Source organism: Allomesorhizobium camelthorni, from assembly GCF_011045125.1.
Lineage (GTDB): Bacteria > Pseudomonadota > Alphaproteobacteria > Rhizobiales > Rhizobiaceae > Allomesorhizobium > Allomesorhizobium camelthorni.
Window position 1 is genome coordinate 71,254 of sequence record NZ_JAAKZF010000013.1, and the last position, 20,837, is coordinate 92,090.

Below are 20,837 nucleotides of genomic sequence, written 5' to 3' on the forward strand. Positions count from 1 at the left end.
GCTTCACTCCTCGTGCGAGAGGATGTTCACGAGGCGGCCGAACGGGTCGCGGACATAGAAGCGCCGCACGCCCCAGGGCTCGCTGGCCGGGCCGTATTCGATTTTCAGCCCGCGGGCCACAACACGCTGCCGGACCTCCTCCAGATCATCGACCTCGATCGACAGATCGGGAACGGGCGTGCCCGAACCGCCTTGTGTGGCGAAGCTGATCTGCGGGGCTGCAAGGCCATCGTCTGCGAAGGTCTGAATCCAGCCATGATCCATCACAACGCGGAGCCCGAGGATCTCGCCGTAAAAGGCATTGGCCGCGCCGAGATCTTCCGTTGCTAAGTTGGCGACTATGCGCTTGACCGTCATAGAATCCTCCATGCGCCGAAAGGCAACCGCGAAAGCTTTCTCGCGCGGTTTTAGCTGGATATCGAGGCAGCTTTAAGCCGTGTTGCCCTATTCGACGTTCGAGGTGCCGCCATCGCCGAAGATGCCACGCTCGCTGACCTGCATGCCGGCGGGGCCGAGAATGATGGCGAAGAGCACCGGCAGAAAGAACAGGATCATCGGAACGGTGAGCTTGGGCGGCAGCGCAGCCGCCTTCTTCTCGGCTGCATTCATGCGCATGTCGCGGCTCTCGGCCGCCAGCACCCGGAGCGCCGTGGCGACGGGCGTGCCGTAACGCTCGGCCTGGACCAGCGCCTGCGTGACCGACTTGACCGATTCCAGCCCGGTTCGGCTGGCGAGGTTTTCGTAGGCCTGCTTGCGCTCCTGGAGATAGGAGAGTTCGGCATTGGTGAGCACGAACTCCTCGGCGAGGTCGGCCGACTGGCCGCCTATCTCGTCGGCAACCTTGCGCAACGCCGCTTCGACGGACATGCCTGATTCCACGCAGATCAGCATCAGGTCGAGCGCGTCGGGCCAAGCCATCTGGATCGACTGCTTGCGCTTCGAAGCGCGGTTGCTGACGTAGAGATTGGGCGCGTAGAAGCCGCCATAGGCGACGACGATACAGACGAAGAACCTTATCAGAGGCGGCTGGTCCGGCAGGCCGCCCAGCAGGAACAGATAGACGGCCGCCAAAGCGAAGCCGACAAAAGGCAGGACGAGGCGGAAAAACAGGAACTTCGTCAGCGGATTCTGGCCGCGGAAGCCGGCGACCTTGAGTGCGTTCAGCGTCTTTTCGTCAACCAGCGCACGTCTCAGATCCAGCTTCTCGACGATGTTGCGCATGCCGATCGACTGTTCCTCACGCAGGCCCTTGCGGCGGCGCTCAGCATCGGCGGCGAGGCGCGCGCGCTGCTTAGCGCGGAGTTCGTCGCGCTCCAGCGCCACCGATTTCATGCGCGACTTGAGCGGATTGCCGCCGAACGCCGGCAGCACGGTGAAAACCGTGGCGAAGACGGCGATGCTGACCAGCATCGCAATGAGAAAGGATGGATCGGTAAGAGCTTTGACGACTTGATCGGTCATTTCCTCAGACCTCGAAATTCATCATCTTGCGCATGACGAAGATGCCGATCGACATCCAGACGCCGGAAATGCCCAGGATGAGATGGCCGGTGCTCGTGGTGAACAGCGGCATGATGTAATTCGGGCTCGACAGATAGACGAGGAAGGCGACGATGAAGGGCAGCGCGCCGATGATCGCGGCGGATGCCTTCGCTTCCATGGACAGCGCCTGCACTTTGGCCTTCATCTTCTTGCGGTCGCGCAGCACGCGCGAAAGGTTGCCCAGCGCTTCCGATAGATTGCCGCCGGCCTGGCTCTGGATCTGGATGACGATGCCGAAGAACCCTGCTTCGGGGCACGGCATGGTTTCGGGCATGCGCATCGCCGCCTCCGGGATCGATAGACCGACCTGCTGCGATTCGACGATACGGCGGAACTCGGTCCTGACAGGCTCGGGCGATTCATTGGCGATGAGCCGGATGCCGTCATTGAGCGGAAGGCCCGACTTCACCGCGCGCACGATGATGTCGAGCGCATTGGGAAACTCTTCGAGGAAGGCCTTGACGCGGCGCGACCGTCGAAACGACACGAACCAGCGCGGCAGGCCGAGCGTGCCGGCGATAAGCGCGCCGCCAACGACCATCAAGGGGGCGCCCAGCATGAAGGTCGCGAGCGTCAGCGCGAGACCGCAGGCGAGCGAATAGAGATAGAAGCGCTCGACCGTCATGGTCAAGCCGGCCTGCCGAATCTGAACCTTGAGCGGCGGCTTCTTGATGTTCTGGTCCTTCGCCTTCTGCCTGGCGTCGAGGTCGTTCAGCGAATCCTGCACGGATTTGCGGCGCTTTGCTGCTTCCGCCATGCGGTCGCGCGACGCCTTGACCACGGAGCGGTCGGTGTCGGCGCGCTTGACGGTTTCGAGCCGTTTGCCGGCATTCTTCTCGGTGGCGATGGTGTTGAACAGGAATGCATAGGCGACGGCGCCGGCGCTGAAGCCCGCGAGCGCGATGAAGGCCAGTATCGTTCCGTCGATGCCGAACATCAGAGGACGCTCCCGCGCATCAATCCGCCTTCTTTTCCATGGCTTCGAGCGCGCTGGCGAGGCGCTGCTCTTCATTGTAGTAGCGCGCGCGGTCCCAGAAATGCGGACGGCCGATGCCGGTGGACACGTGCTCGCCCAAAAGCCTGCCCGAAGAATCCTCGCCCTTGATGTTGTAGAGGACCAGGTCCTGCGTGATGATCACGTCGCCTTCCATGCCGATCACCTCGGTGACGTGAGTGATGCGGCGCGAGCCGTCACGCAGGCGGGCGGCCTGAATGATCACGTCGATCGAGCCCACGATGATTTCGCGCACCGTCTTTTGCGGTAGCGAATAGCCGCCCATGGCGATCATCGATTCGATGCGGTTCAGGCACTCGCGCGGGCTGTTGGAGTGGATCGTTCCCATCGAGCCATCGTGGCCGGTATTCATCGCCTGCAGGAGGTCGAACACTTCCGGTCCGCGGACTTCGCCGACGATGATGCGTTCGGGGCGCATGCGAAGGCAGTTCTTGACCAGGTCGCGCATGGTCACCTCGCCCTCGCCCTCGAGATTGGGCGGACGGGTTTCGAGGCGCACGACATGCGGCTGCTGCAGCTGAAGCTCGGCCGAATCCTCGCAGGTGATGACGCGTTCCTCGCGGTCGATGTAGTTGGTCAGGCAGTTCAGCAGCGTCGTCTTGCCAGAGCCGGTGCCGCCGGAAATGACGATGTTGCAGCGGACCCGGCCGATGATCTTCAGAACCTCGGCGCCCTGCGGGCTGATCGCGCCGAACTTGACCAGTTGGTCGAGCGTCAGCTTGTCCTTCTTGAACTTGCGGATGGTGAGCGTGGTGCCGTCGATGGACAGCGGCGGCGCGATGACATTGACGCGCGAGCCGTCGGGAAGGCGGGCGTCGCAGATCGGGCTGGATTCGTCGACGCGGCGGCCGACCTGGCTGACTATGCGCTGGCAGATGTTGAGGAGCTGCTGATTATCGCGAAAACGGATGCCGGTCTGCTCGACCTTGCCGTTGACTTCGATGAAGACCTGCTTGGCGCCGTTGACCATGATGTCGGCGATGTCGTCGCGGGCGAGCAGGGGCTCGAGCGGGCCGTAGCCCAGGACGTCGTTGCAGATATCCTCGAGCAATTCCTCCTGCTCGGAGATCGACATCGCGAAATTCTTGATCGCGATGATGTCGTTGACGATGTCGCGGATTTCCTCGCGCGCGCTGTCGGGATCGAGCTTTGCAAGCTGCGACAGGTCGATCGTGTCTATCAGGGCCGCGAAAACCTGCGACTTGGTATCGTAATAGCTTTCGCTGCGCTCGCGCGATGCGCGGCGCGGCTCGGGCGCGATCGGCGGGGAGGCGACCGCACGGCGGGTTGGGGCCGCGGCGGGAGCGATCGTCGACGCAAGCGCCGCCGAGGCCAGTGCAGGCTCCGGAGTCCGGACGACCGGGGGAGCCGCCGGAGCGGGCGCGCGGAATTCGGGCGTCACCCGGCTGCCGTCGTCATTGCCTCTTCTGCCAAACATGGTCGATTACCAATTCCGCTGCCGGTGGATCACTTCTTCTTTCGCTTCAGCTTGCCCAGAAGGTCTCCGAACGCGGCTTTCTTCCTGGCCTTGATCTCGCTTCGCCCGGTCAGCACGTGGGCGATGTCGTTGATCGATGCGACGACCGGGTTCTTGGCGTCCATCTCCCCGAGCATGCGCCCGTTGTTGGAGGCGTTGCCGAACAGGAGCGGCTCGAACGGTATGACCGCCATCGGCGTCACGCCGAGCGGTTCAGCAAAGTCGGCTATCGAGATCTCAGGCCGCTTGGGGACGCCCGCCTGATTGACGATCAGCTTCGGCGGCACATCGTTCGGCCTGATCTTCTTCAGCATGTCGACCAGGTTCTTGGCGTTGCGCAGATTGGCCAGTTCGGGCGTCACCGTGATGACGATCTCGTCGGCCTTCATCAGCGTGTTCTTGGTCCAGCCGGTCCAGACATGAGGCACGTCCAGCACCAGAAGCGGGGCGCTGCGCTGCGCCGTGTCGATGATCTGGGCAAAGGCGTCGATGTCGAAATCATAGACGCGGTCGAGCGTCGAGGGCGCCGCCAGCAGCGAGAGCCGCTCGGCGCATTGCGCGAGCAGGCGATCGAGATAGACCTCGTCCATGCGCTCCGGCGAAAAAACGGCATCCGCTATGCCCTGGGCCGGATCCTGGTCAAAGTTGATGTTGGCAGTTCCGAAGGCCAGGTCCAGATCGGCTACGACGACCTCGGATGCGAAGAGGTTGGACATGGCCCAGGCGACGTTGTGGGCGATCGTCGACGAGCCGACACCGCCCTTGGCGCCGATAAAGGCGATCGAGCGGCCGATCGGCTCGGCCTCGGGGTCGACAAAGATCGACGAGATGACGCTGACGATATCGGCCATCGAGATCGGCGCGACGACGTATTCGGAAATGCCGGTGCGGATCAGTTCGCGGTACAGCCCGACATCGTTGTAGTGACCGATGACGACGACCTTGGTCGACGGATCGCAGTATTCTGACAATTGCCGAAGCCCGGCGAGCAGTTCCTTCGGCTCGCTGCGGGATTCCAGAATGATCAGGTTGGGCGTCGGGGCCGTCTGGTAAAATTCGATCGCCGTCGCCAGGCCGCCCATATGGACCTTGAGATGCGCCTTCGACATGCGGCGATCCTCGCCGGCGCGCTCGATCGGGTTGGCGATGCCCTCGGTCTCGCAGAATGCCTGCACGGAGATGCGCGGAACCGGGCGCAATGCGTGCATGGCGGCGATGTCCTGCGCCGCGTCGCCGTTTTCGAGAGTGGAATCGTAGGCCAGATTGTTCATGTTTCACGCGCCCCCAAGGCTGCGACTGGATCAGAATTCGATTTCCTGTGCCGGCACCGGAGCGAAGACATCGGCATTCCGGTAGCCGTCTATGACCCGCCCGCGCCTTTCGGCGTCAATGCTGCTCTGCTTGCGTGGTCCGAGCAGATCGGACGGATTGGCGATCTGGGCGGCCAGATTATTCTGATAGGAGCAGCCGAAATCGGCGTAATGCTTGTTTTCGGCGGTCTGCAGAAGGTCTTCCGGCCAGCGCCCGCATTTGCCGGTCTGCGCCTTCATGGCCGTGTAGGCGACTCGGATCGGAGCCGAGATTTCCGGTGTCGGCGCCTGATAAGAACTGATCAGGATGCGGCTTTCGGGAACGCCGCTCGATTTAGCCAGCTTGGCGAAGTCGTGGCCGGCATGCGAGGCGGCCACGTCGTTGGCCGCGCCGACAGGCACCAGGATGCTCAAGGCGGGAGCGGCGCTGCGGTCGTAATCGGCGAAGAACCCTTCCAGAGAGGCGCGCTGCCCCGCCGTCATGCCGCGGTCGCTGGGGGCAACCGGAAGGTCGATCACCTGATCCTTCTCGGCGATCACGATCGGATGGTTGGTGCGGTAGTCGTCTGGGATCGAGCCCACGACAACGCTGTCGCGCCCTGCGCATCCGGCAAGGAGCGCCAGTGCGGCGATGCCGAGAATGGAAACCGCCGGCCGGCTGATGCGCGTGGGGGAAACGCCCTTGCGCGCGGCGTTCGTCCGGTTCTTAAACGCTGCCTTAGACATTGCCCGCTCCCCGCTCATTTGTAGATGAAGCCGACCATGCCGTGGTAACGGCCATTCGGCTTGTCGGTCTGCATGGTGCCATAGACGCGGTTGACCTTGCCAAGGAACATCCCAGCCCCGTCGCTCGCGGCATTGAAATTGTCGTCCGGTTTGGTGAGCGCGTTGCGCGCAACCGGCTTGACCAGATAGGGCGTCACGATGATGACGAGCTCGGTTTCGTTGCGGACGAAATCGCGGCTGCGGAACAGTGTGCCCAGCACCGGGATCTTGGTCAGTCCGGGCAGACCGTTGACGGCCTGCCTGATGTCGTCGCGCACCAGGCCGGCGATCATCATGGAGCCGCCGGAAGGCAGTTCGACCGTGGTGTCGGCAAGACGCTTGCGGATGGACAGCATGTTCACCGTCAGGCCTCTGCCACCGCTGGCGAAGGCCGGGGATTCGTTGGTGGGCTCCGAGACGGCCGTACGAACTTTCAGACTGATGCGCCCCGGCGAGAGAACCACCGGCATGAACTCGAGACCGATGCCATATTCGATCTTCTCGTACCCGAGCTGCACATCACCATCGAGGTTTTCGTCGCTTCGTGCGCTGCTGACACTGTTCAGAACATTGAACTCGCCGCCGACCCGGAACGTGGCCTTTTCGCCCGACACCGCGGTCAAGGTGGGCTCCGCCAAGGTCTTCATGACGCCAGCCTGCTCCATGGCCTGGAAATAGGCGTCGATCATCGTGCTGCCGACGCTCGCTATAGAGGCTTGAGAGGGAACGACGCTGCCCAGCCCCAGCGCGTTCTCGCTGATCGCACCCCAGCTGATTCCGTTGGAGGCTCCCTCCGCCATCAAGCCGACATTGAGCTGCTTCATGACGTTGCGGCTGATCTCGGCCACTGTCACCTTCAGAGTGACCTGATCCTCGCCGATAATCTGGAGAAGATTGACGATCTGGCTGACACGCCGTTCCTGATCGGGATTGTCGATGTCGACACCGCCGTCGCTGGAGCCGCCCGACGCGGTCTGCGAATACTGGCCGGTTGTCGCTTCACCGCCACTGACAAAGATGTTGGCAAGCTCGGCTGCGCGTTTCGCATCCAGTGGCGTGTCCACGGTGCCGGTGAGGACCACGTTGTCGTTGATGAGTTCGACCGTGATGTCCGAATTGGGGATGAACCGCTGAATATAATCCTCCAGGCCGGCGACATCGCGCTCGACAGCGAGGTCGAGGCTGACGATCTGCTCGCCATTCGGCCCGAAGACGAAGATGTTGGTCTGACCGACGGCCTTTCCGAACAGGTAGATGCGCCGCGCCGTGCGCGTGACCGCGTCGGCGACCGCCGGGTTGGCGACGAGAATATCGTAGGCGTCGCTGGGCAGGTCGATCACGATCGATTTGTTGAGCCCGAGCTTCACGCGCTGGCCCGCGGCGGACGCAGACCCGATTTGCGCAAGGTTCTCAGCCGCCTGGACACCGGTGAGGCTTTCGAGGCTGGTTCCCGCAAGCAGGACCGCGCAGGTGGCGGCGAATGTCGCGACAGAGCGGGCGATCTTGCGGGCGTGCCGGGCAGACATGGCGTGTGATTTTGCGGCCGTTGTCATTTCCTGGCTCCCACTTCGGAAACTTCACCCGATTTGATCAGTCGGACCGTGCCGCGCCGGCCGTTGCCGGAGACGAGATAGTCGGCCTCGGCTTGCGGCTCTTCCTGCGCGTCCGCGACCGACCGCAGTGCGAGCGTGAGGCGATCGGCCATCTGCTGCGCCACGGTGATGATCTCGGCCTGCTGGGGAGTGAGCTCCAGGGTCGCCGTCTCGCCGACCTTGACGCGGCGGCCCTCCTCGTCCTCCTGGATGGCCTGGTCGATCGCCAGCACTTTGATGTTTTGCAGGATGGTTTCGGTGATGAAGCCGCCGCCGGCATTGGCCGTGTCGGAGCGGCGCGTCATGATGACGTCGACAAAATCGTTGGGAAGGATGAAGCCGCCGGCCGAGGTGTCGGCGGCGATCTGGGTGGCGACGGCGCGCGATCCCGAGGGTAGGATCGACGACATGAAGCTCTGACCTTCGCCGACCAGCTTGGAGCGGCGCAACGGCTCGCCGCCATACATAGCGAGGCGGGCGATCGAGCCTTTCAGCTTTTCCGTCGCATCGGGCTCGGCCGACCGGGTGATGAAGTGCTCCGTGACTGCGTCAGACGGCCAGGCCTGCCAGGACAGTTGGTCACCAACGGGAGCGCCCATCGGCACGTCGCCGGAAAGCACCAGCACTTCCGTGGTCTCGATTGACGGCTGTTGTGGGCCGGCCTCGACGATGATTTCTGCCGGAGGCGCCGACATGTTCTTCGCCACGTAGCCGGCGCCGCCCGCCGCAGCCACGGCTACGCCCAAAATGATCAATCTCGATGCAGCCATTTGTCCCAGCCCGCCCTTGGCAACTCATCTAGTCGAGCCGGACATTGCATCGCCAATCGTCAAATTACGGTTAATGCAATGCTTACGATCGTGATTAATTTAAGGTTTACTCAAATGCCGCCAAACCCATGCCGGCAAACGAAAAACGGGCGGCCAGGCCGCCCGTTGCGAATGGGTTGACCGGCGTCAGTTCGCCGAAAGCCGCTCCAGCGCCCAGACGACCAGCGGCGAATCGGGATAGGCGACGAGCCCGCCGAGGCCGAGCGCGATACCATAGGGAATGCCGACGGCGTCGTCTGCGAAATGGCGCAGGAACATGTTGCGGCTGGTGAATACGGCAAGCGCCGAGTTGCGGTAGGCCAATATGGCGACGGTGAGGACGCCACCCAGGAAAGCCGAGATCACCAGATACTCGACGAGATGGACGTTGAAGCCGAGAAACAGCGCGGTGGCGGACATGAGCTTGGCGTCGCCGCCGCCCATGCCGCCGAGGGCGAAGAGCCCGAACGTCACCAGAAGCACGAGACCGCCGGCGGCGAAGTGCCAGCCGTATGCCGCCCAATCCATGCCGGTGAAAGGCGCGACCAGCGCAAACGTGGCCACGAGCACGACCGCCACGCGGTTGGCGATGGTCATCGACAGCATGTCGGAAACAGCCGCGAAGACCATGCAGAAGGGGAAGACTACGAATATCAGTGCTTCGAGCATGACCTGTTCCAGATGAGCGGCGCCTTTGCGTTGCCGAAGGGCGTCAGCGGAAAGGCATTGTCAAAGTCAAAAGGCCGCCCTGTTGGGAGCGGCCTTTTGTATGCAGCGATAAGGCTTGCAGCCCCGTCGATCAGTTGGCCTCGTTGAGCGAAGTGGCGATCTTGTTGAACTTGGTGCTCAGCGAATTGCCGACCGCGCCGGCGCCGACCAGGATGGCGAGGGCAATAAGAGCGGCGATCAGACCGTATTCGATTGCGGTCGCGCCGGATTCGTCCTTCACAAAACGTGCAACGAGTTTAGACATTGGAGAGCTCCTTACTCCACGTGTTACAGCACTTCCGTCAACTTTTTTGTGGGGGTTGATCGGATGACCGGAAACTACAAGCGAGCTCTTTCGATCGGCTTAACAAACAGCCTTACCGAATTCTTTCAGCCGCCTGCCGCCGCTTTTGGTTAACCGCCGGCTAAACTTCGACGGGGTCTTTGAAACCGGGCGAATTGCTGGAGTGGCTGCCTCCGGCAGGCTTTCACACGCTCTTAATTAGATGGCCGCCGCCGACCATCCCGACCGCTCCGGGTAGCGGCCCTGCAACGCTTAACCGTTGGTTCACCAATATCGTTCATCTTCCATTGAACACTTCCCTCGCCCGGAGAGCCCCCATGGCCGCGTTGAGATCTTTCCTTCGCATTGCTGGAGCAGCCGCGCTCATCGCCGCGTCCACGCTTGCCGCGCATTCGGGCGCCGGCATCGAGGTGGTCATGAACCAGGCCAAGATCGTCAAGCTTTCGCGCGCCGCAGACACGATCGTGATCGGCAATCCGGCAATCGCCGACGCCGCTGTGCAGGACGGCACGACGATCGTGCTGACCGGCAAAGGCTTCGGCGTGACCAATCTCGTCGTGCTCGACGAAGCGGGCGCACCGATCGTCGACGAACAGGTGACGGTGACGCGGCAGACGACTTCGTCTGTGCGGATCTATCGCCGCGCCAATCTGCAGACATTGTCCTGCACGCCCTATTGCGAGAACTCCTACAAGACCGATGCCGAACGCATATCGGACATGGCGCTGGGCGCGAGCCAATAGCGGCGGCCAGCCCGTCGGGCAGCGGCGCGCCAGGCATGGTAACTGCAGGGTAAAATCGGACGCGCCAATTCTAGCGACCATCAAAACCAGACTTCAACCGGTTCAGTCTAATGTCCGGGCGCGATGACATTGGATCGGCGGGAACCGAAATGATTGCCAGACCCAATACGGATAGTGGAAGCCCGCAAAGGCGGCGGCGGAGCATTCTGTCGCGGTTCGTGCGCGATCGAAGCGGCGCCACCGCGATCGAGTTCACGGTATTGGCGTTGCCGTTCTCGCTGCTGGTCTTCGCGATCCTCGAGAGCTGCATCTCGTTTGCCGGACAGCAGGTGATGTCCAACGCTGCGGACGACATTGCGCGGCAGTTGCGGACCGGGCAGCTCAAGGCCAGCGACCCGACGTTCACCCACAAGTTTCTCAAGGACAAGATCTGCGAAAAGCTGGAGATTATGGTCGCCGACGGCTGCATCGACCGCCTGCACGTCGATCTCAGAAGCTTCGACACGTTCGAGGAAGCCGCCGCCCTGCGTATCATTTACGAGGGCAGCGGCAAGGACAAAACGCTTGCGACGTCCAACTTCACCTTCGACCCCGGTCCGTCGCTGTCCAAGAACGTCCTGCGGGTATTCTACGAATGGCCGGTCATCACCGATTTCATGCGCGCTTCGATGTCCAATCTGCAGGGCGGCAAGACACTGCATTTCGCTACCGTGACCTGGCAGAACGAGCCGTTCGACGACTGAGGCGCTCTAAACCACGGAAGGTCCAAGGAAATGTCTGTTCGTGCGGGGGCACAAACTGCGATATCGAGGCTGACGGCAGGATTTGCCAGGCTGATCCCGGACCGGCGCGGCGTCGCCGCGGTGGAATTTGCGCTGATCGTGCCTCTGCTCTTGTCCATGTATTTCGTGACCATGGAGGTCGGGCAAGGCATCGAGGCCAACCGGAAGGTCAGCCGCATCGGCAGCATGGTGGCGGACCTGATCACCCAGCAGCCGGAGATCACGCCGGCCGAACTCGCAGCAATCCTGAAGATCGGCGAGTCCATTCTGCAGCCTTACAACCGCTCCGCGCCCAAGATCGTCGTGACGGCGATCGATATCACGACGGGTTCGGAGGTCAAGGTCGCCTGGTCGGGCAAGCTCGAGGGCGGCGTTTACAGCAAGGACGCCACGGCGGGAACGCTGACAACCGTGCCGGCGACGCTCAAGATACCCGGCACCTTCCTGATCCGTGTCGACAGCTACCTGAACTACGAGCCGCTCATCACCTGGTCGCCAGGCGCCAAGTCGACGCTCGGCCTCCTTTCCGCGTTCGACAACATCTCGATGAAGGAAACCTACTATTTGCGGCCGCGCATGAGCCAGACCGTCAAATGCGAGACCTGCTGAGCGATCCTTCCACAACTCCAGCGTGCGCCTGGCGCAGCTTTCTGATGAGCGACCTTTAGCTTTTTGGCAGGAGCTTGCGCCGGCCGGTTCCGGCGCTTGCGGCGGCGAATTGCCAAGGCCTCTCCCGGACCTTATGTCTGGGATGACCATCCGCAGCGAGAACCGATACTTCATGGCCCGCGCATTCCTGTTCGTCCTCGATTCATTCGGCATTGGCGGCGCAGCCGACGCCGAGCGCTTCGGCGATTCCGGGTCGAACACGTTCGGCCACATCGCCGAAGCCTGCGCGGCAGGAAAAGCCAACAGAGAGGGATTGCGGCAGGGGGCGCTCAAAGTCCCGAACTTGCTGGCGCTGGGGCTCGGGCGAGCCGGGGCGCTGGCGACCGGCTTCTCCTTCGGCCAGGACGCACCGCGGCTCATGCCTTACTCCTTCCACGGCGCGGCCGACGAGGTGTCGAGCGGCAAGGACACGCCCTCCGGCCACTGGGAAATCGCGGCGGTGCCGGTTCCGTTCGAATGGGGATATTTCCCGCACACCGAACCGACCTTCCCCGCTGAGCTGACGGAGGCGATCATCAAGGAGGGCAATATTCCGGGTATTTTCGGCAATTGCCACGCCTCGGGAACGGAAATCATCGCCAAACTCGGCGAGGAGCACATCAGGAGTGGCAAGCCGATCTGCTACACATCGGCGGATTCGGTCATCCAGATCGCCGCGCATGAGAGCCATTTCGGGCTCGAACGCCTCTATGAGCTTTGCAAGACAGTACGAAAGCTGGTCGATCCGCTCAATATCGGGCGGGTTATCGCGCGGCCCTTCGTCGGCGAGAGCCCGACGGATTTCGAGCGCACGGCCAACCGGTGCGACTTCGCCGTACCGCCGCCGGAGCCGACGCTACTCGACAGGCTGGTCGAACGCGGCAGCCGCGTCATCGGCATGGGCAAGATAGGCGACATCTTCGCGCATCGCGGCGTGTCGGAAGTGCGCAAGGCGGCCGGCAACATGGCGCTGTTCGAAAAGACGCTTGTCGCCATGGACGACGCCCGCGACGGCGACCTGGTGTTCGCCAATTTCGTCGATTTCGACACGCTGTACGGCCACCGGCGCGATATTGCCGGCTATGCGGCGGCGCTCGAGGAGTTCGACCGCCGTCTGCCGGAGGCGCTGGCGCGGCTGAAAAATGGCGACCTGCTGCTTTTGACCGCCGATCATGGCTGCGACCCCTCCTGGCGCGGCAGCGACCATACGCGCGAGCGCGCTCCGATCATCGGCGTGATCCCAGGGCGTTCCGGCGGGTCAGTCGGCCTCAGGAACACCTTCGCCGACATGGGCGAGACGGTCGCCGAGCATCTCGGCCTTTCGCCCGGCCGCCACGGTGTGTCCTTTTACAAAACGATTTCCGCGCATGCCTGAACTTCCCGAAGTCGAGACCGTGCGGCGCGGCCTGCAGCCGGTGATGGAGGGGGCCCGCATCGCGCGCGTCGAAACCCGACGGCCGGATTTGCGCTTCCCGCTGCCCGAACGCTTTGCCGAACGGCTCGAAGGACGCACCATCAGCGCGCTGGGCAGGCGCGCAAAATACCTTACCGCGCATGTCGACGGCGGGCCGACGCTGATCTGCCATCTCGGAATGTCCGGATCTTTCCGGGTTGAAGCGGGTGCGGACAGCGATACTCCCGGCGCCTTCCACCGCGAACGCTCCAAGGCATCGGCGCACGACCATGTGGTGTTCCACATGGAGAAGCCGCGCGGCGAAACGGCGCGCGTGGTGTTCAACGACCCCAGGCGCTTCGGCTTCATGCTGTTTGCCGAAGGGGCCACCGACGACCATCCGATGCTGGCCGGGCTAGGGATCGAGCCGACAGGCAACGCGCTCGACGGGCGACTGCTCCAGGAATTGTTCCAAGGCCGAAAATCGCCGCTCAAGGCGGCGCTGCTCGACCAGCGGCTGATCGCAGGCCTTGGCAATATATATGTCGCGGAGGCGCTGTGGCGCGCTGGCCTGTCGCCGCTTCGCGCGGCCGGAACGATCGCCGAGCGGGGAAAGAAGGCCGCAGCCCGCGCGGATGCCCTGGCTGAAGCCGTGCGGTCGGTGATCGCCGACGCCATCAAGGCTGGCGGCTCGTCACTGCGGGACTATATCCAGGCCGACGGCTCGCTCGGTTATTTTCAGCATTCGTTCTCTGTCTATGACCGTGAGGGCGAGTCCTGTCCGACGCCCGGCTGCAAAGGCCATGTCACGCGCGTTGTGCAGAGCGGACGATCGACATTCTATTGCCCGTCCTGCCAGCGTTAGGTTAGAGCAAAGTCTGCTCTAGGTCAGGGCGACAACGCGCAGATTTCAGGAGAGCTTCCGATGGCTTATGAAACGATCATCGTCGAAACGCGCGGCAAGGTCGGCCTTGTCACGCTCAACCGGCCGAATGCGCTGAATGCACTGAACTCGACCGTTCTTGCCGAAGTGCTGGCGGCGATGCAGATATTCGAAGCCAATCCGCGCATCGGCGCCATGGTGTTAACCGGCTCGGAAAAGGCGTTTGCGGCCGGCGCAGACATCAAGGAAATGCAGTCCAAGAGCTATGTCGACGCCTATTTCGAGGATTTCTTCGTCGGCTGGGAGCAGTTTGCCCGCATCCGCAAGCCGGTGATCGCTGCAGTCGCAGGATATGCGCTCGGCGGCGGCTGCGAACTCGCGATGATGTGCGATTTCATCATTGCCGCCGACAATGCCAAGTTCGGCCAGCCGGAAATCACGCTCGGCGTCATGCCCGGCATGGGCGGCTCGCAACGCCTCACCCGCTTCGTCGGCAAGTCCAAGGCCATGGACATGTGCCTCACCGGCCGGACGATGGACGCTGCCGAAGCCGAGCGCTCCGGCCTGGTGTCTCGCGTCGTGCCGATAGGCGAGCTTCTGGAGGAGGCGCTGAAGGCCGCGGCCAAGATCGCCGAATTCTCGCTGCCCGCCGTGATGATGGCGAAGGAAGCGGTCAATCGCTCGTATGAAACCACGCTGGCCGAAGGCCTGCGCTTCGAGCGCCGGCTCTTCCATTCCATGTTTGCGCTGGAGGACCAGAAGGAAGGCATGGCGGCCTTTGTCGAGAAGCGCTCGGCCAATTTCAGGAACCAGTGACCGCCACCGCGAACCCGTTCAAAATCGCACCCAAACAGCGTTGACGCGCCGGGAAAGCTGCACTATAAGCCGCACCAACCGAGGCGGCCTGTGGCTGCCCGTTTGTTTTTTGCGCCCCGAGCTAAAATCCGGGCGCCCATGCAGAGATTGAAAAGAGAGGCACCATGGCCAATACGTCTTCGGCCAAGAAGGCTACGCGCAAGATCGCACGGCGCACCGCGATGAACAAGAACCGTCGCTCGCGCGTCCGGACCTATGTCCGCAAGGTCGAGGAAGCGCTGGCCGCCGGCGACAAGACCGCCGCGGAGGCGGCCTTCCTGGCTGCCCAGCCGGAACTGATGCGCGCGGCGACCAAGGGCGTTATGCACAAGAACACCGCTTCCCGCAAAGTTTCGCGGCTGGCCCAGCGCCTCAAGACGCTGTCTGCCTGACGCACAGGAAGCGCCCGACCGAAACGAACCCGGCCTAATCCGCCGGGTTTTTTCGTTTGCCGACAATGGGTTGCAAAATACCCGCAACAGGATGCCCTAGGGGAAGTCCCAGGAGTTGCAACTGTTTTGCCGGCATATGCAGGATTTCTGAAGTTTGGCGGCCGAAAGCCCCACGCCGGCGGATAACTCGCCTGACAGATTTTTTCTTTACAAATCATACACTTGCAGATGGTTATCCACAGGTTATTCAATATACCGGTGGATGATCCGGGGCAATTAGCTGTCAAGCAAATATTTTAAAAATATTTCCCGCGAGGGCCCGAATTCGGCAACCAGCGAGAAACGATTTGAATCCACACGCTTTTGTCGTTTCGGCGACCAACGGCGCCCCGGAGTCAGGCAATTCACCAATCAGATTCATTAAAAATCCGTTAGCTGCGGCCTTGCCCTGTCCACAGCGATTTTTGTAATGTCTGTCTATCGAAAGGGGCGGGCCAATGGCCTGACGACCTAGCAGGAAATCGCAGAATTTGAGCGTGGGGTTTATCTCTGCGAACGGACTGGGTTGCCTTTTCGGGCATGTAGGGGACTGGGGCAAGACAAAATTTCGGGAAGCGAGTGCGCTCTGGCTATTTGCCGGAAACGAACTTCCTTTGCCTTGTTTGGGGTGAAGCCGGTGCGGGCGGGGACAAGCCCGTGCCGGCAATCAAGGAACTGTATCGTCGGGCAGGTGCTCGGCGATCGGGACCGACTGTCGACAATGCGCGGCGCGGCGTCGGCGGAGCAACAGAAATGAAAACGAGGGATTGACCAATGCAAAGCGGCGTCGAGAGGGAAGCAAAGTCCGGCTTTTCTTTTCCTGGAAATCCGATCGGGGGGGATGGCATAGTGGTGGCCGGCAACGCGGAGAAGGCATTCGACAAGGTCAAGGCGCAACTGAAGGCGCGTCTAGGAGGCGAGGTCTATTCCAGCTGGTTCGGCCGGATGAAGGTGACCGAAGCGTCCAAAGGCCTGGTCCGGATTTCCGTGCCGACCGCGTTCCTGCGCTCCTGGATCAACAGCCACTATCTCGACCTGATTTCCGAGCTTTGGAAGCAGGAAGATCCCGACGTCCTGAAGATCGACATCGTGGTGCGCACCGCGACCCGCATGGCGGCTCCTGCCGGCGAGACCGAGCCGACCTTCGCCCGCAAGGCAACACGGCAGACTCACACCGCGCTTTCGGCCGGCACCGCCGCGGCGGCTGCGATCGAACGGGCGACGCCCACCCGGGCAAACGGTGCCGAGGTGGAGTTCCGGCAGAGCGTTCTCGGCTCGCCGCTCGACCCGCGCTATACGTTCCAGTCCTTCATCGAAGGACCGTCAAATCGCGTCGCGCTGGCTGCGTCCAAGGCCGTGGCCGAATCGACCTCGCGGTTCAACCCGCTGTTCCTCCACGCCACAGTCGGGCTCGGCAAGACCCATCTTTTGCAAGCGATCGCCGCGGAGTCCCTGAAGCAGAACCCGAAATCGCGGGTGGTCTATCTGACGGCAGAATATTTCATGTGGCGCTTCGCCACCGCCATCCGCGACAACAATGCGCTGACGCTCAAGGAGCAGCTGCGCGACATCGATCTCTTGATCATCGACGACATGCAGTTCCTGCAGGGGAAATCGATCCAGCACGAATTCTGCCATCTGATCAACATGCTGCTCGACAGCGCCAAACAGGTCGTGGTGGCGGCAGACCGGCCGCCTTCCGAGCTGGAATCGCTCGAGCCGCGCGTGCGTTCGCGGCTGAATGGCGGCGTTGCGCTGGAAATGTCGGCACCGGATTTCGGCATGCGGCTCGGCATGCTGCAGTTGCGGCTGGCCAGCGCCAAGGCCGAGGATCCTGCACTCGACATATCGGAGGAGATCCTGACCCATGTCGCGCGCACCGTCACCGGCAGCGGCAGGGAACTGGAAGGCGCTTTCAACCAGCTCTTGTTTCGTCAGTCCTTCGAGCCGCAGATCACGATCGACCGCATCGACGAGATCCTCGGCCATATCTACCGCTCTGGCGAGCCGAAGCGGGTGCGCATCGAGGATATTCAGCGGATCGTGGCGCGGCACTACAATGTGTCCAAGACCGAGCTTCTGTCGAACCGGCGCACGCGCACCATCGTCAAGCCGCGGCAGATCGCCATGTATCTGGCCAAGGTGATGACGCCGCGCTCGCTGCCCGAGATCGGCAGGCGTTTCGGCGGCCGCGACCACACCACGGTGCTGCACGCAGTACGCAAGATCGAGGATCTGTCCGGCGGCGACAACACGCTGGCGCAGGAACTGGAATTGCTGCGCAGGCTTATCAGCGACCAAGCTTGAGCCACGAAGGACAAGCAGCCGGCCGCCAGGGGCCGGCTTATCCCCAGAAAGACCGCGGAACCGTACCCTTGCGGTTTCGCGGGCTTGCCTTTCGAAGCTTTTTCTTGTCAGTCTGACGCATTCTGTCCAAGTTGGGCCTTACGCGGGAATCCGAGCCCGGAATTCCGCTCCTTCGTTCAAGCGAGCCTATTTCGTCATGCGTGTAATCCTCGAACGCTCAAACCTCTTGAAGTCGCTGAACCACGTCCATCGCGTGGTCGAACGGCGCAACACCATCCCGATCCTGTCCAACGTGCTGCTCGCCGCCGAGGGCCAGAGCCTCGAACTGAAGGCGACAGACCTCGACCTCGAAATCACCGAGGCGACGGCGGCCAAGGTCGAGCGCGCCGGCGCCACTACCGTTCCGGCGCATCTGCTCTACGACATCGTGCGCAAGCTGCCGGAAGGCGCGGAGGTGATGCTGAAGACCGACGAGGACGGCAACGCCATGACAGTTGCGTCGGGGCGGTCGAGCTTCCGCCTGCAGTGCCTGCCGCAGTCGGATTTTCCGGAACTCTCGGCCGGCTCGTTCTCGCATATTTTCCGCTTGGAATCGGCGGCTCTGAAGGGACTGATCGACAAGACGCAGTTCGCGATCTCGACCGAAGAAACGCGCTACTATCTGAACGGGATCTATTTCCACGCCATCGAGACCGGCGGCAAGTTGAAGCTGCGTTCGGTTGCGACCGACGGCCACCGGCTGGCGCGGGCCGAAATGGATGCGCCGGCTGGCTCCGAAGGCATGCCGGGCATCATCATTCCGCGCAAGACGGTCAGCGAGTTGCAGAAGCTCGTGGACGATCCGGACGTGGCGGTCACCACGGAACTGTCGGACACCAAGATCCGCTTCACCATCGGCAGCGTGATTTTGACCTCCAAACTGATCGACGGCACATTCCCGGACTATCAGCGCGTTATCCCGACCGGCAACGACAAGAAGCTCATCATCGACCGCGAGACGTTTGCACGCGCGGTGGATCGGGTTTCAACAATATCGTCGGAGCGCGGCCGCGCCGTGAAGCTGTCGATTTCGGACGGGCAGGTCACGCTGGCGGTAAACAATCCCGATTCGGGAAGCGCGACCGAGGAGCTGGCCGCCGACTACTCGTCCGACCCGATCGAGATCGGCTTCAACGCAAAATACCTGCTGGATGTCGCGGCGCAGCTTTCGGGCAGCGAAGCACGCTTCATGCTGGCCGATGCCGGGTCGCCGACCCTGATTCACGATACATCGGACGAGCATGCGCTCTACGTGCTCATGCCGATGCGCGTTTAGGAATGGGCCTGACCCGGACCGGAGCCCGACGTGGAAACGGTCCACATAAGCAAGCTCACGCTTGCCGATTTCCGCAACTATGCGGCGCTCGCGCTCGATCTCAAGCCCGGGCCGGTGGTGTTCACCGGCGAAAACGGCGCCGGCAAAACCAATCTGCTTGAAGCGATATCCTTCCTGACCCCTGGGCGCGGACTGCGCCGCGCGCCCTATGGCGATGTCGTCCGCGAGGGCAGCGCCGGTGGCTTCGCCGTTCACGCCAGCCTCGATGGGCCGGAGGGTCCGGTGGAGATCGGCACCGGCACCAGTGGCGCGGAGGCTGAGAGCGGACGGCGGGTGCGCATAAATGGCGCCAATGCCCGCTCCGCCGAGGACATGCTCGAATGGCTGCGCGTGGTGTGGCTGACGCCGGCCATGGACGCGCTATTCACCGGGCCGGCGGGCGACCGGCGGCGATTCCTCGACCGGCTGGTGCTGGCGATAGATGCACGCCATGGCCAGCGGGCGCTGGACTACGAGAAGGCGATGCGCGGGCGCAACCGATTGCTTGCCGAGGATTCGCGCGACCGCGCCTGGTTCGAGGCGATCGAGGGCCAGATGGCCGAAACCGGAGTGGCGATCGCGGCGGCGCGCGTCGAGCTGGTGCGGCTGCTTGCGGCGATGATCGAAAAACTGCCCGACAGGGGGCCGTTTCCGCAGGCCGACATTAGCCTGGCCGGAACGCTGGAGGCGCGGATCGGGCTGGAGCCGGCGGTTGACACGGAGGAAGCTTTTCGCGAGGCGCTGGCGCAGGGTCGCGACCGCGACCGCGCAGCCGGCCGCACACTGGAAGGGCCGCACCGCTCCGATTTGATCGTGCGCCACCACCCCAAGGCTATGCCGGCGGAGCTCTGCTCCACGGGCGAGCAGAAGGCGTTGCTGGTCGGCATTGTGCTTTCGCATGCCAGGCTTTGCGGCGAGATGTCGGGGCAGGTGCCGATCCTGCTGCTCGACGAAATCGCCGCGCATCTCGATACAGGCCGGCGTGCCGCGCTGTTTTCCATCCTGGAGGAACTGAACTGCCAGGTGTTCATGACCGGCACGGAGCCGGCGCTGTTTTCCAGCCTGAAGGGCAAGGCGCAGTTTCTGACCGTCGATCACGGCCGCGTCTTTCCGACGGCAGACGCCTGACAAGCGTTGCGGACCGCATTATGGTCGCGCCATGGATGCCGCGACGCCGCTTACACCTGAAGAACTCGAGCGCTATGCGCGCCACATCGTGCTGCCTGAAATCGGCGGCGCGGGCCAGCAGAAGCTGAAGCGCGCGCGCGTGCTGGTGATCGGCGCGGGCGGGCTTGGCGCGCCGGTGCTGCAATATCTCGCGGCGGCCGGCATCGGCACGCTGGCCATAGTGGACAATGATCACGTGTCGCTGTCGAACCTGCAGCGGCAGGTGGTGCACGACACCCAGTCGATCGGCATGGCCAAGACCGAAAGCGCGCGGGCGGCGATTTCCCGGATAAACCCGAACGTCATCGTCATCCTGCACGATCTGCGCGTGACGGCGGCGAATGCCGCACAGCTCGTGTCGCAATACGACATCGTCGCCGACGGTTCGGACAATTTCGAGACGCGCTATGCGATCGCCGATGCATGCGCGGCGGAAGGAAAGCCGCTGGTGCATGCGGCGGTCGGGCGTTTCGACGGCTCGATTACCGTGCTGAAGCCCTTCGAGAGCGACGCGGAAGGGCGGCCGAACCCGAGCTATCGCGATCTTTTCCCCTCCCCGCCGCCGCCTGGCTTGGTGCCTTCTTGCGCGGAGGCCGGCATTCTGGGCGCGTTGACCGGCGTGGTCGGGACGCTGCAGGCTATGGAGGTAATCAAGCTCGTCACCGGCATCGGCGAGCCGCTGGTGGGAAAACTGCTCCTCTACGATGCGCTTGCCGCGCGTTTCGAGACGATGCGCTACAAGCGGGCCTGAC

At 62.8% G+C, this 20,837-nt stretch carries 21 protein-coding genes; 11 read left to right on the forward strand and 10 right to left on the reverse strand.

The annotated features are described in order from the left end of the window. Positions 1-3 precede the first annotated feature (3 nt). From G6N73_RS12640 to G6N73_RS12685, 10 genes are all read right to left on the reverse strand, one after another. Positions 4-357 (reverse strand): VOC family protein, encoded by a 354-nt coding sequence (locus G6N73_RS12640; protein WP_165028019.1) that lies wholly within the window; start codon positions 355-357, stop codon positions 4-6. Positions 358-444: 87 nt separating this feature from the next. After that, positions 445-1,461, reverse strand: coding sequence for a type II secretion system F family protein (locus tag G6N73_RS12645; protein ID WP_165028021.1), 1,017 nt, complete (start codon positions 1,459-1,461; stop codon positions 445-447). 4 nt (positions 1,462-1,465) lie between these two features. Continuing rightward, a complete protein-coding gene (locus tag G6N73_RS12650) occupies positions 1,466-2,479 on the reverse strand; it encodes a type II secretion system F family protein (protein WP_165028023.1) in 1,014 nt (337 codons plus the stop codon). Positions 2,480-2,498: 19 nt separating this feature from the next. Beyond that, on the reverse strand, positions 2,499-3,995 hold the full coding sequence (locus tag G6N73_RS12655) for a TadA family conjugal transfer-associated ATPase (RefSeq protein WP_165028025.1): 1,497 nt from the start codon (positions 3,993-3,995) through the stop codon (positions 2,499-2,501). Positions 3,996-4,024: 29 nt separating this feature from the next. Then, positions 4,025-5,305 (reverse strand): CpaE/TadZ family protein, encoded by a 1,281-nt coding sequence (locus tag G6N73_RS12660; RefSeq protein WP_165028028.1) that lies wholly within the window; start codon positions 5,303-5,305, stop codon positions 4,025-4,027. Positions 5,306-5,335: 30 nt separating this feature from the next. After that, positions 5,336-6,070 carry a CpaD family pilus assembly protein gene (locus tag G6N73_RS12665; RefSeq protein ID WP_165028030.1) on the reverse strand — a complete coding sequence of 245 codons (735 nt, stop codon included), beginning with the start codon at positions 6,068-6,070 and terminating at the stop codon, positions 5,336-5,338. A 14-nt stretch (positions 6,071-6,084) separates the two neighbouring features. Further along, the gene (locus tag G6N73_RS12670) at positions 6,085-7,662 is read right to left on the reverse strand and encodes a type II and III secretion system protein family protein (protein WP_246251970.1); all 1,578 of its coding nucleotides are present in this window, start codon (positions 7,660-7,662) and stop codon (positions 6,085-6,087) included. Then, positions 7,659-8,471: a Flp pilus assembly protein CpaB gene (cpaB, locus tag G6N73_RS12675; RefSeq protein WP_165028031.1), complete on the reverse strand. Its 813-nt coding sequence runs from the start codon at positions 8,469-8,471 to the stop codon at positions 7,659-7,661. The genes G6N73_RS12670 and cpaB overlap by 4 nt, the downstream gene beginning before the upstream one ends. Before the next feature lie 186 nt (positions 8,472-8,657). Beyond that, complete coding sequence (locus tag G6N73_RS12680) at positions 8,658-9,179, reverse strand: A24 family peptidase (RefSeq protein WP_165028033.1); 522 nt, start codon at positions 9,177-9,179, stop codon at positions 8,658-8,660. A gap of 130 nt (positions 9,180-9,309) precedes the next feature. Further along, positions 9,310-9,483 carry a Flp family type IVb pilin gene (locus tag G6N73_RS12685; RefSeq protein WP_165028035.1) on the reverse strand — a complete coding sequence of 58 codons (174 nt, stop codon included), beginning with the start codon at positions 9,481-9,483 and terminating at the stop codon, positions 9,310-9,312. A gap of 356 nt (positions 9,484-9,839) precedes the next feature. Here G6N73_RS12685 and G6N73_RS12690 point away from each other — a divergent pair, with 356 nt between their 5' ends. The 11 genes from G6N73_RS12690 to G6N73_RS12740 all read left to right on the forward strand — a co-directional run bounded on the left by G6N73_RS12690 (position 9,840) and on the right by G6N73_RS12740 (position 20,836). Next, positions 9,840-10,265: a pilus assembly protein N-terminal domain-containing protein gene (locus G6N73_RS12690; RefSeq protein ID WP_165028037.1), complete on the forward strand. Its 426-nt coding sequence runs from the start codon at positions 9,840-9,842 to the stop codon at positions 10,263-10,265. Positions 10,266-10,414: 149 nt separating this feature from the next. Next, positions 10,415-11,008 (forward strand): TadE/TadG family type IV pilus assembly protein, encoded by a 594-nt coding sequence (locus G6N73_RS12695; RefSeq protein WP_246251972.1) that lies wholly within the window; start codon positions 10,415-10,417, stop codon positions 11,006-11,008. 30 nt (positions 11,009-11,038) lie between these two features. Further along, a complete protein-coding gene (locus G6N73_RS12700) occupies positions 11,039-11,656 on the forward strand; it encodes a TadE/TadG family type IV pilus assembly protein (protein ID WP_165028041.1) in 618 nt (205 codons plus the stop codon). Between the two features lie 172 nt (positions 11,657-11,828). Next, positions 11,829-13,070 carry a phosphopentomutase gene (locus G6N73_RS12705; protein WP_165028108.1) on the forward strand — a complete coding sequence of 414 codons (1,242 nt, stop codon included), beginning with the start codon at positions 11,829-11,831 and terminating at the stop codon, positions 13,068-13,070. Continuing rightward, on the forward strand, positions 13,063-13,953 hold the full coding sequence (mutM, locus tag G6N73_RS12710; RefSeq protein ID WP_165028043.1) for a bifunctional DNA-formamidopyrimidine glycosylase/DNA-(apurinic or apyrimidinic site) lyase: 891 nt from the start codon (positions 13,063-13,065) through the stop codon (positions 13,951-13,953). The genes G6N73_RS12705 and mutM overlap by 8 nt, the downstream gene beginning before the upstream one ends. Positions 13,954-14,013: 60 nt before the next feature. Continuing rightward, the gene (locus tag G6N73_RS12715) at positions 14,014-14,787 is read left to right on the forward strand and encodes an enoyl-CoA hydratase (RefSeq protein WP_165028045.1); all 774 of its coding nucleotides are present in this window, start codon (positions 14,014-14,016) and stop codon (positions 14,785-14,787) included. 164 nt (positions 14,788-14,951) lie between these two features. Beyond that, on the forward strand, positions 14,952-15,218 hold the full coding sequence (gene rpsT / locus G6N73_RS12720; RefSeq protein ID WP_165028047.1) for a 30S ribosomal protein S20: 267 nt from the start codon (positions 14,952-14,954) through the stop codon (positions 15,216-15,218). 870 nt (positions 15,219-16,088) lie between these two features. Continuing rightward, positions 16,089-17,564, forward strand: coding sequence for a chromosomal replication initiator protein DnaA (gene dnaA / locus G6N73_RS12725; RefSeq protein ID WP_425484079.1), 1,476 nt, complete (start codon positions 16,089-16,091; stop codon positions 17,562-17,564). 196 nt (positions 17,565-17,760) lie between these two features. After that, positions 17,761-18,879 (forward strand): DNA polymerase III subunit beta, encoded by a 1,119-nt coding sequence (gene dnaN, locus G6N73_RS12730; protein WP_165028051.1) that lies wholly within the window; start codon positions 17,761-17,763, stop codon positions 18,877-18,879. Between the two features lie 30 nt (positions 18,880-18,909). Continuing rightward, entirely contained in the window at positions 18,910-20,046 is a 1,137-nt protein-coding gene (recF, locus tag G6N73_RS12735) for a DNA replication/repair protein RecF (protein ID WP_165028054.1), read from the forward strand. 31 nt (positions 20,047-20,077) lie between these two features. Further along, positions 20,078-20,836, forward strand: a complete 759-nt coding sequence (locus G6N73_RS12740) for a molybdopterin-synthase adenylyltransferase MoeB (RefSeq protein ID WP_165028056.1) — start codon at positions 20,078-20,080, stop codon at positions 20,834-20,836. Position 20,837: the final 1 nt, after the last annotated feature.